Here is a 10,073-nt window from a genome sequence, read left to right on the forward strand (position 1 = left end):
AGCAGACGGGGGGTCTGGCAGAACTCGCTGCACCGGAGAACAATTGATTCATGGTCAGCTATTCAGCCCTTGAAGAAGCGTCCAGCAAGAATCCGCATGACTGGGGCCGGGCGATGGCAACGGCGATGACAAAGCTCCTGGATGCGGCTCGCATTGATGGACGGCATTTTGAACATGAGTTCCTCTATGGCGAGGAACTGCGTATGAGGATCGACGAGAACAACGACGGAGCCACGGTCAAGCTCACGTGGACACCGACGGACGAGGTGCCCCAGCGGGAGGAGCCCCCGTCCTGACTGTTTCGTGTCGCCGGTTCGGCTCGGGGAATCGGTTGCTGTGAACCTGTGCCGCCGTGAACCTGTGCCGCTGTGAACCTGGGCCGCTGGGAAGCGGCGCAGGTTCCTTTGCCGTGGCGGGTTCCGTGGAACCGAGCGCCGTACTCAGGCGCCGGGACCGGGGGGCGGTCCGGCGTGCGGGCCGGGAAAGCTGCCAGGCCCGGGGCCTCCGCCGTGGCCGCCGTTGCTTCCGAGGAGGCTCCGCGTCAGGGCTTCGCTATCGGCCATCAACTGTTCCACTGCGAAGCCCAGGTGCGCGTCGCCGGGAGTCTCGTCCGCGAGCGCTGCCGCGACCACCGCGCGTCGGATCAGTTCCTTGGCGAACGACGCCGTGGTGCCGGCAGTGCGGCCTGCTGCGGTTTCGATCGACGAGGGGGAGAACGGGAGCCCGTTCGAATACAGCCGCAGCAGTTCCATCCGTTCATGTTTGGAAGGAAGCGGTATTTCCACCGCCAGATCCACCCGTCCGGGCCGCTGGGCGAGGGCACGCTCCAACAGATCCACGCGATTGGTGGTCAGCACGAACGCGACGTCAGAGTCGTTGTCCAGCCCATCCATGGCGTCAAGCACCTCGAAAAGCAGTGGTTTGGGCCCATGTCCGAAGCTGCGGTCCTCAGCGATCAAATCGCAGTCCTCCAGCACCACGATGGACGGCGCCAACGCCCGGGCGATCTTGGCCGCCTCCGAAATCCTGGCGAGTGAACCGCCGGACAGGAGCACCGCCGTCGTACCCTCGCTCTGACTCAGCAGGTAACGGACAGTGTGTGTTTTGCCAGTACCCGGGGGCCCGTAAAGCAGGAGGCCGCGCTTGAGGTGCTGTCCATGGGCCACAAGAATGTGCGCTTGCCGGGCAATGCCAAGGGTGTGGCCCTCGACCTTGTCGAGGAGACCGTCAGGAAGGACCACATCGCTGCCGGTGAGTTCCGGACGCCTGATAAAGGTCACTCCGCTGATGCTGGGCCCATAGTCGCTGACGGCGAGGGCGATGATCTGGCCTTTGAAAACGCTTTGGTGTTCCATTTCTCGCCGTACCTCGGCCAAAAGACCGGAAGCGACAGCGGGGTGGGTGGCCAGGACTTCCAATGAGGCAAATTGCCGGCCGCGGTCAATTTTGGCCCCGCGCTGGAGTACCGCCGCGGGTGAACCGGCATAGCTGAAGAGCCAGAGGCCAAGCGCCACGGCCTGGCGCTGTTGGTCCGGGCCGGTGGCCAAGTTGGAATAGTCCGGTTGGGCGAGCGGAAAGCGCGGGTAGCCACGGGATTGCTGCAGCATGTCGCTGAAGGACATGTGGTGGCGCTGATCGCCGCCGCCGATGCCCACCAGCCGATAGTCCGGATCGCGGCTGGCCAACCCCTCCATGACGATGTCCACATCCACCAAGCGATGCGGCGGAATCTCCTCCGTTACCACCGAAAGTTCATGGGCCGGTACGCCAAGGTGCCCGGTCAACGCCTGCAGAAGCTGCTCGCCGCCGTCGACGTGGTCCAAACCAGACTGGGCCAAGCGCGTCAGGGTTCCGAAATCTTCGATGAATTTCCCCAATTTTTCATCCATGGTCAGACCCTAGCAGGAGGGGCATTGCCTGGTCGGGGGGTCAGGTGCCACAGTAGGCCATGGCCACAGAGGAAGATGTCCGCCAGATCTGCCGCGGACTCCCAGGGGTTAGCGAGCGGCCCAGCTGGGGCCAACCGGCGTGGTTCGGCAAAACCCTCATGGCCCGGATATGGGAAGACGGCGTCCTCACCGTGAAAACCGGGGAGCGCGAAGCGCTCGCAGGAACTGACCCCGGCACCTACTTCTGGACGCCCCACCACGAACGGTCCCCGAATCTCGTGCTGGTCCGCCTGGAGAGGATCGACGTCGAGGAACTGGACGAGCTGCTGCAGGAGTCGTACCGGATTGCCGGCGGCGGAGCGCCCGGCTGAGCGGCCGGCCAGGTTGAAAGGGCTTGGTTGGGCTGGGTTTGGTTTGGGTTTGGGTTGGGCCGGGTTGAGCGACCCTGTTCAGCAGAATCCGTCCAGCGTAGTGATGGCAAGATCCCGGAGCTTCACGGATACCGGCTGGGTGAGGCCGGCGACCACAGCGTCGTCCCCTGCCCCTGCATCAGGTGGGTGGGCGACCCCCACGCTCAACTGGCGGGGAGCCGTCCGCGCTGCTGACGCTGATGCCGCCGAAGCCCAGCGTGGATCCGCCGTGGCCGTAGTAGAAGCCGTTGGTGCACTCGTCATTCCAACGCTGCAGGCCAAGGCCGTAGTTCGCCCCGTTGATGGTCTCCATCTCCTTCAAGGCGGACGGCCCTATTAAGCGCCCCCGCATGAGTGCTGCGTAGAACGAGTTCACGTCCCTAACGCTTGAGATGACTCCGGCGCCGGCCGAGCCAAGCTGTAGCTCCGGTTCCGTCACGTCCAGGCGCTCGCCGTCCACTGTGGAATAGCTGTGGATCAGGGCAGGCTCGGAACGGTCCGGGGCGCCCAGGCTTGTGCGGCTCAGCTCCAAGGGGTCGAAGATGTCGGCAGCAAGGACGTCGCCGATCGAGTGGTTGCGGTACCTCTGGATGATCAAGGCAAGTGCGGCGTAGTTTGCGTCCGAATAGGTGAACTGCGGGGCGAGCCGTCCCACCCACGGCACCGTGCCTGCCAGCCGCAGGATGTCCTCCGGGCTGAAGCGGGTGTTAATGGCCTGCTTCAACGGCTGGGACTCCAGCATGGGCCCCGTAGGGTCGGCCAAACCCGAGGTGTGGTTCAACAGGGACCGCACCGTGACGGCGTCGCTTGCGTGCACAAAGCTGTTGAATTCCGGAAGGTGCTTCGAAACGGGGTCATCGAGGCCGATTGTTCCTTCTTCCACCAGTTTGAGGAGGGAAACCGAGACCATGGACTTGGTGATTCCTCCGGCCGGTATCCGGTCCGTGACTTCGGCGGGATGGTGCGCGTCCAGGGTCCGTATTCCGTAGCTCTTGGCCCACCTGTCACCCCGGATTTTGACCTCGACGACTACAGCCGTGGCGCCTTGGCCGATCATGGCTTGTGCGAAGAACTCCAACCCGGGCACATCTATCGCCGCCGTTCCTGTGGGCGCTGCGACGGTTTCGGATTCGGACGTGGGAGGGTACGTGCAGGCCCCTGTGGCCAGGGTCAATGCCAGGACTGAGGCCACCAGGAATCCTGCGGTCGGGGAGGTGGCCCGTGTCCGGGGAACCCTGGAAACGCGGGATGTTCTGGACGTCCGGGACGCCCGCGCAGCCTTCATGGCTGCCTCCTGAAGCTACGCTGCAGGGCAACGGCTGGGCGCCCTTGCCCCCGTAGTTTCGATCGTCCTCTTCGGAGGTGAGGGGGTCAACGCTGAAAACGCGGGCGCGGCCCAAACCCAACTGACTCGCAGTAGTTGTCCTTATGAGCGCTCATAACGACAACTACTGCGGGGGCCCACGCCGCCAGGGTTCCCTGGCCGAGCTTGCGAGGCGAGGGTGGCGGTGGGGATCAGTTGGGGTAGCCGGAAGGGGAACCCCTAGGTCAGTTTGATCTGCCGGTTCATGTCCTTGTAAAGCAAGTAACGGAACTGGCCCGGGCCGCCGGCATAGCAGGCCTGCGGGCAGAAGGCGCGGAGCCACATGAAGTCGCCGGCTTCAACCTCCACCCAGTCGTTGTTGAGCAGGTACATGGCTTTGCCCTCAAGCACGTAGAGGCCGTGCTCCATGACGTGGGTCTCCGGGAACGGGATGACCCCGCCCGGCTGGAACGTCACGATGTTCACCTGCATGTCGTGGGCCAGGTCGCTGGAATCCGTGAAGCGGGTGGTTTTCCAGGCGCCGTCGGTGTCCGGCATCGCAGTGGGTTCCACCTCGGCATCACTCGTGACGAAGGACTTCGCCTCGTAACCCTCAAGCCGTTCGTAGGCCTTGCGGATCCATTGGAAGGAGACGATGTCATCAGAGACGTTTTCCAGGCCCCAGGAGGCGCCGGCGGCCAGGTAGGCATAACCGCCTTCCTCAAGCTGGTGAAGTTCGCCGTCGAGGGTCAGGTTGACCTTGCCCTTGGTCACGAAGACAACGCCTTCAACGCCTTCCTCGAACTCGGCCTTGGGAGCGCCGCCTCCCGGGCCGATCTCCACGATGAGCTGGGAGAACGTGGTGGCAAACCCGGAGATCGGGCGGGCCAGGATCCAGGAACGGGTGTTGGAGAAACCCGGCAGGGTGCTGGTCACGATGTCGGTCATGACACCCTTGGGGATCACGGTGTAGGCCTCGGTGACGATGGCCCGTTCCGTGGTGAGGTGGGTCTGGGGCGGCAGCCCGCCCTGGGGGTAGTAGTACTTTCCCATCGTTGGATCCTTACTTGGAGGTGGATTGTGCCAGCCGGGGATGCGCCAGTGCAGTCAGCCGGGGGAGTTCGACGCCGGCAAGAGCCAGCACTTCTTCGGAACCTACCGCTCCGCATTGGACGCCCCGGAGGACGAAAGCGGCGAGGGCCCGGGCGGTGGCGGGTTCGTCCATGACGCCGCCTTCGGTACGTTCCACGTAGTTGCGGAGGCGGGCCGCGGCGGCGGGTAGGCCTTCGCGGTAGAAGGCATACGTTGCCGCGAAACGGCTGGGCAGTTGGGCGGCGTGCAGGTCCCACCCCTGGTAGTATCCGCGTTCAAGCGAGCGGCGGACCAGCCGGCCGTGCAGCTTCCACGCATTTTCCACGTTGTCGCCCACCGGGATGATGTTGGTGGAACCATCGGAGAGCCGGATCCCCGTGCCCGCAACGGCCAACTGCATGACTTCCTTGGCGAAATCCGCCACCGGGTGCTCCATGGACTGGTACTCCGCGGAGATCTGCAGCGAAGCGGAGTAGTCGTAGGTGCCGTAGTGCAGTGCGCTGATGCGGCCCGGAACTGCCTGTGGAAGCTGGGCCACGGGGGAAGTTCCCTCCGGGCCGAGAATCAGCTGGGGTGTTTCCACTTGCACTTCAAAACGGAGGCGGCCTGCCGGAAGGGAGTGGATCTCTTCCAGTCGGGAGACCGCGAAGTCCATCGCCTTTACTTGGGCCACCGTGGTGACCTTCGGCAGGGTCAGGATGAGGCCGTCGGGCAGTTCTCCGGCGGAGGCCAACGTGGAGACGAACAGGTCCAGGGTCTTCAGGCCCCGTGCCCGTGTAGGGGCCTCGAAGCATTTGAACCTGATGCCGATGAACGGCGGAGCCGAGCCCGCGGCAACCGCTTCGCTGACAGCCTGGGCCGCAGCTACCGCTGCGACATCTTCTGCTTCGTCACCGCGGTCGCCGTAGCCGTCCTCGAAGTCGAGGCGCAAATCCTCGATCGGCTCGCCGCGCAGCTTGTCGGCCACGCGGGTGGCGACGGCGGCAGCCAATTCGGGCTCCTGGCCCAGCAGCGTACCGAGCCTTTCGAGACCGCCGTGGGCCTCCGCCGTCGTGATCGCCTGGGCGCCCCATTCAGCGGAAAGCGACGGCGTGAAACGGTCCGCGGGGACGTACACCGTGTGCACGGGCTGGCGGGTGCCGTCGTCGCCGGGGTAGTTGCGCTCCAGCAACTGATCGGTAGCGGCGAGCTGGGAATCGATCGCGGCGACATCCGCCGCAGAGAATGAGGAAGCTGTCATTCCTACACCAGCTCGTAGGCGGGAGTGGTGAGGAAGTCCGTGTAGTCCTCGGACAGACAGATGTCCGCGATCAGGCGGCTCGCCGGCTCGTAGAACTTCTCGAAGGACTCGGCGTCAACCTCGCCGCGCAATCGATCGGTCTCTTCGCCCAGGATCTTGGTCACCAGTTCGCGGGTGACCGTGTTGCCGGTGTCGGCCAGGACGGACTTGTTGCGGATCTGCTGCCACACCTGGGAACGGGAGATTTCCGCGGTGGCGGCGTCTTCCATGAGGTTGTGGATGGCGACCGCGCCGCTCCCGGAGAGCCACACCGCGGTGTAGGCGACTGCGACGTAGAGGTTCAGGCGAAGCCCGGCTTCGGTCACCTGGCCACCGGCGGAGGAAATATCCAGCAGCTGCTCGGCAGTCACTGAGACCTCTGGGCGCTGCTTGTCCAACTGGTTGGGCTTGCCGCCGTTTGCCGGATCGCCCAGTACGGAGTCGAAGACTTCGCGGCAGGTGGAAACGAGGTCCGGATGGGCCACCCAGGAACCGTCGAAACCGTCGTTGGCCTCGCGGGTCTTGTCAGCACGGACCTTCTCGAAGGCCTGTGCCGTGACTTCCGGCTCGCGGCGGTTCGGGATGACGGCTGCCATGCCGCCCATGGCGAAGGCACCGCGCTTGTGGCAGGTCTTGACCAGCAGTTCCGTGTAGGCGCGCATGAAGGGGGCCGTCATGACCACGGACGCGCGGTCCGGCAGGATGAAGGACTCGCCGGCGTCGCGGAAGTACTTCACGATGCTGAACAGGTAGTCCCAACGGCCGGCGTTCAGGCCGGAAGCGTGGTCACGCAGTTCGTAGAGGAACTCGTCCATTTCGAACGCGGCCGGGATGGTTTCGATCAGCATGGTGGCGCGGATGCTACCCTGCGGGACGCCAAGGAAGTCCTGGGCGAAAACGAAGATGTCGTTCCACAAGCGGGCCTCGAGGTGGCTTTCCATCTTGGGCAGGTAGTAGTACGGGCCCTGCCCGTTGAGCAGGAGCTGCTTTGCCACGTGGAAGAAGTGCAGGCCGAAGTCCACCAGCGCGCCCACGGTGGGTTCGCCGTCGAGCAGCAAGTGCCGTTCGTCCATGTGCCAGCCGCGGGGTCGGGCGACGACGACGGCGAGCGGCGCGTCCGTGCGGAGCCGGTATTCCTTGCCCTCCGGCGAGGTGTAGCTCAGGGTGCCCTGGGCGGCGTCGCGGAGGTTGAGGATCGCGTCGATGACGTTCGCCCACGTGGGGGTGCTGGCATCCTCAAGGTCGGCGAGCCACACCTTTGCTCCGGAGTTCAGCGCGTTGATGGCCATCTTGGCGGGAGAGGCCGGGCCGGTCATCTCGACCCGGCGGTCCTGCAACGCTGCGGGTGCTTCGGCAACCTTCCAGTCGCCGTCGCGGATGTCCTGCGTTTCCGGGAGGAAATCGAGCCGGCCGGTGCGGGCCACTTCTTCACGCTTGGCGACGCGGGCCGCCAAGAGCTCGGTGCGGGTGCCCGCGAAGCGGCGGTGGAGTTCCTCCACGAAGGCCAACGCCTTGGGAGTCAGGATCTCCTCGGCACGTTCGATCGGCCGGGGGTCTGTGACAGTGAGAGCCATGGGTGGTCCTTTCCTAGAGAGCGCTAGCGGCCTTGGCAACTGCCGCGGAATGTGCGGCGTTTGCCACGGCTGCGGCGACGTCGGCGGCAACGTGAGGGTCGAAGACGCTGGGGATAATGTAGCTCGCATTCAGTTCATCATCTGCGACCCGGTTGGCGATAGCCTCTGCGGCAGCCACGAGCATCTCCGGGATGATGTCCGATGCTCCGGCGTCGAGCAGTCCACGGAAGAAGCCCGGGAAGGCCAGCACGTTGTTGATCTGGTTGGGGAAGTCGCTCCGGCCGGTGGCGACCACGGCTGCGTGCTTGGACGCAATCACCGGGTCGATTTCCGGGGTGGGGTTGGCCATGGCGAAGACGATCGCGTTGTCGGCCATCGATGCCACCTGCTCTTCGCCGATCACGTGCGGAGCGCTGACGCCGATGAACACGTCGGCACCCTTGAGGGCTTCGTGCAGCGTGCCGGAGAAGCCTGCCTCGTTGGTGTTCGCGGCAATCCAGGAACGGTGCTCGTCGTCGTACTTTTCGCCCGAGTGGATGGCGCCGGAACGGCCGGCCGCGACGATGTGCTGCGCGCCCTGGGCTTTAAGGAGCTGGATGATGGCAGATCCCGCGGCGCCGACGCCGGAGACCACGATCTTGACCTCGGAGAGCTTCTTGTCCACTACGCGCAATGCGTTGACGAGGGCCGCCAAGGTGACGATTGCCGTGCCGTGCTGATCGTCGTGGAAGACCGGGATGTCCAGTTCGTCGCGGAGCCGCTTCTCGATTTCGAAGCAGCGCGGGGCGGCGATGTCTTCGAGGTTGATGCCGCCGTAGACCGGAGCCATGGCCTTGGCGATCATGATGATTTCCTCGGTGTCCTGGGTGTCCAGGCAGACCGGCCAGGCGTCGACGTTGGCGAACTGCTTGAACAGCGCGGCCTTGCCTTCCATGACAGGCAGGGCGGCCGCAGGGCCGATGTTGCCCAGGCCAAGGACGGCCGAACCGTCGGTGAGGACGGCGATGGTGTTGCGCTTGACGGTCAGGTTGCGGGCGGCAGCCGGGTCCTCCGCGATGGCGAGGCAGACGCGTGCGACGCCGGGGGTGTAGGCACGCGAAAGGTCGTCGCGGTTGCGCAGGGCCACCTTGGGGACCACCTCGAGCTTGCCGCCCAGGTGCATGAGGAAGGTGCGGTCCGAGACATGCTGGACCGTGACGCCGTCGAGCGCGTTGAGGGCGTCCTTGACGCGGTTGGCGTGGTCTTCGTCCGTGGTGTTGCAGGTGACGTCCACAACCAGGGTGTCGTGGTGGGACTCGGTCACATCCAGTGCGGTGACGGCCGCGCCGGCAGCGGCGACGGCTGCGGCCAGCTCGCTCGTGGCTGTGAAGCTCGACGGCGCGGCGACGCGCAGGGTGATCGAATTTCCGGGGCTCGGGTTCGCCATTGAATTTCCTCCTCGTACAGGCCCACACAGGGCCTCCGCTCAAACCGAATGTTTTCGTATTATGGATATTATTATCTACAAAGTGGAAACACAAGCCCTCGTCGGTGCGCGAGCATTCCGGCGTCGCGTGCTGTATCTTGAGTGTTCTAAGCAATTCTTTTCACGATGCGGATAAGAGTTGTCGGATTCCGAGCCATAGGAGACAACGGAATGGCTGAAAAGCCCTCGGGAGGCGTGCAGTCCGTCGAGCGCGTCTTCGAACTGCTGGAACTCATCACCGACGCCGGCGGAGACGTCACGTTGAGCGAACTGTCATCGTCGACAGACTTGCCGCTCCCCACCATCCACCGCTTGCTCCGCACCTTGGTGTCCCTCGGCTACATCCGGCAACTGCCCAATCGTCGCTACGCACTGGGCCCTCGGCTCATCCGGCTTGGCGAAGGCGCCAACAAGCAGCTCGGCGCCTTGGCCCGTCCTCAGCTGAAGTCCCTCGTGGACCGGCTCGGCGAAACGTCCAACATGGCCGTGCTGGATTCGGACATGGTCATCTACGTTGCCCAGGTTCCGTCCCTCCACTCCATGCGCATGTTCACCGAGGTTGGCCGTCGCGCCCACACGCACGACACCGGCGTGGGCAAGGCAATCCTGGCCCAGCTGGATGATGAGGTGGTCCGCGGCATCGTGGCCCGCACGGGCATGCCCACGCCCACGGCCAAGAGCATCGGGGACATCGAATCCCTCCTCGCCGATTTGAACCGGATCCGTGAACGTGGCTACTCGATCGATGAGGAAGAGCAGGAGATCGGCGTCCGTTGCTTCGCGATGGCCGTCCCGAACGCCCCGACGCCCACGGCTATTTCCGTTTCCGGCCCGGTGTCCCGCGTGGACCAGCACTTTGCCGACCGTGCCGTGCCTCTCCTTCGCGAAGCCGCCCTCGCGATTTCCGCCGAGCTGAACCAGAACTAACCCGTCTCGACCCTCGCTCACCTTTGTCGGGTTTCCGACGGGCGGGTTCAGGGGGTCGTTGCAACACCTGAGTGATTGGTGGGTGTTGTGGTGGGTGTTGGTCGGCCTGAGGTGTTGCGTGAGGTTGTGCGGGT

Annotated in this window: 9 protein-coding genes; 3 read left to right on the plus strand and 6 right to left on the minus strand. The window is 64.7% G+C overall.

Going from position 1 to position 10,073, the window contains the following annotated elements:
- Window positions 1-50: 50 nt before the first annotated feature.
- On the plus strand, window positions 51-296 hold the full coding sequence (locus HNP00_RS20775) for a hypothetical protein (protein WP_184741607.1): 246 nt from the start codon (window positions 51-53) through the stop codon (window positions 294-296).
- Between the two features lie 144 nt (window positions 297-440).
- Here HNP00_RS20775 and HNP00_RS20780 read toward each other — a convergent pair whose 3' ends face one another.
- On the minus strand, window positions 441-1,889 hold the full coding sequence (locus tag HNP00_RS20780) for an ATP-binding protein (RefSeq protein WP_184741608.1): 1,449 nt from the start codon (window positions 1,887-1,889) through the stop codon (window positions 441-443).
- Window positions 1,890-1,948: 59 nt separating this feature from the next.
- Here HNP00_RS20780 and HNP00_RS20785 point away from each other — a divergent pair, with 59 nt between their 5' ends.
- Window positions 1,949-2,260, plus strand: a complete 312-nt coding sequence (locus HNP00_RS20785) for an MmcQ/YjbR family DNA-binding protein (protein WP_184741609.1) — start codon at window positions 1,949-1,951, stop codon at window positions 2,258-2,260.
- A gap of 178 nt (window positions 2,261-2,438) precedes the next feature.
- On the opposite strand, the gene HNP00_RS20790 is transcribed toward HNP00_RS20785, so the two are convergent.
- From HNP00_RS20790 to HNP00_RS20810, 5 genes are all read right to left on the minus strand, one after another.
- On the minus strand, window positions 2,439-3,584 hold the full coding sequence (locus HNP00_RS20790) for a serine hydrolase (protein ID WP_184741610.1): 1,146 nt from the start codon (window positions 3,582-3,584) through the stop codon (window positions 2,439-2,441).
- A gap of 258 nt (window positions 3,585-3,842) precedes the next feature.
- On the minus strand, window positions 3,843-4,655 hold the full coding sequence (locus HNP00_RS20795; RefSeq protein WP_184741611.1) for a bifunctional allantoicase/(S)-ureidoglycine aminohydrolase: 813 nt from the start codon (window positions 4,653-4,655) through the stop codon (window positions 3,843-3,845).
- A 10-nt stretch (window positions 4,656-4,665) separates the two neighbouring features.
- Window positions 4,666-5,934 carry a DUF6986 family protein gene (locus HNP00_RS20800; RefSeq protein WP_184741612.1) on the minus strand — a complete coding sequence of 423 codons (1,269 nt, stop codon included), beginning with the start codon at window positions 5,932-5,934 and terminating at the stop codon, window positions 4,666-4,668.
- A 2-nt stretch (window positions 5,935-5,936) separates the two neighbouring features.
- Window positions 5,937-7,547, minus strand: a complete 1,611-nt coding sequence (gene aceB / locus HNP00_RS20805; protein WP_184741613.1) for a malate synthase A — start codon at window positions 7,545-7,547, stop codon at window positions 5,937-5,939.
- A gap of 13 nt (window positions 7,548-7,560) precedes the next feature.
- Window positions 7,561-8,973, minus strand: coding sequence for an NAD-dependent malic enzyme (locus tag HNP00_RS20810; RefSeq protein ID WP_184741614.1), 1,413 nt, complete (start codon window positions 8,971-8,973; stop codon window positions 7,561-7,563).
- A gap of 210 nt (window positions 8,974-9,183) precedes the next feature.
- Between HNP00_RS20810 and HNP00_RS20815 the strand changes: the two genes are divergently transcribed.
- Window positions 9,184-9,939, plus strand: coding sequence for an IclR family transcriptional regulator (locus HNP00_RS20815; protein ID WP_184741615.1), 756 nt, complete (start codon window positions 9,184-9,186; stop codon window positions 9,937-9,939).
- Window positions 9,940-10,073: the final 134 nt, after the last annotated feature.

Source organism: Arthrobacter sp. AZCC_0090 (genome assembly GCF_014207375.1).
Classification (GTDB): Bacteria; Actinomycetota; Actinomycetes; order Actinomycetales; family Micrococcaceae; genus Arthrobacter.

What these genes read in the sequence shown, in the direction of transcription:
- HNP00_RS20810 (WP_184741614.1), bottom strand. Translation starts at nt 8,973, where the DNA reads ATGGCGAACCCGAGCCCCGGAAATTCGATCACCCTGCGCGTCGCCGCG.
- HNP00_RS20790 (WP_184741610.1), bottom strand. Translation starts at nt 3,584, where the DNA reads ATGAAGGCTGCGCGGGCGTCCCGGACGTCCAGAACATCCCGCGTTTCC.
- HNP00_RS20780 (WP_184741608.1), bottom strand. Translation starts at nt 1,889, where the DNA reads ATGGATGAAAAATTGGGGAAATTCATCGAAGATTTCGGAACCCTGACG.
- HNP00_RS20775 (WP_184741607.1), top strand. Translation starts at nt 51, where the DNA reads ATGGTCAGCTATTCAGCCCTTGAAGAAGCGTCCAGCAAGAATCCGCAT.
- HNP00_RS20785 (WP_184741609.1), top strand. Translation starts at nt 1,949, where the DNA reads ATGGCCACAGAGGAAGATGTCCGCCAGATCTGCCGCGGACTCCCAGGG.
- aceB (WP_184741613.1), bottom strand. Translation starts at nt 7,547, where the DNA reads ATGGCTCTCACTGTCACAGACCCCCGGCCGATCGAACGTGCCGAGGAG.
- HNP00_RS20795 (WP_184741611.1), bottom strand. Translation starts at nt 4,655, where the DNA reads ATGGGAAAGTACTACTACCCCCAGGGCGGGCTGCCGCCCCAGACCCAC.
- HNP00_RS20815 (WP_184741615.1), top strand. Translation starts at nt 9,184, where the DNA reads ATGGCTGAAAAGCCCTCGGGAGGCGTGCAGTCCGTCGAGCGCGTCTTC.
- HNP00_RS20800 (WP_184741612.1), bottom strand. Translation starts at nt 5,934, where the DNA reads ATGACAGCTTCCTCATTCTCTGCGGCGGATGTCGCCGCGATCGATTCC.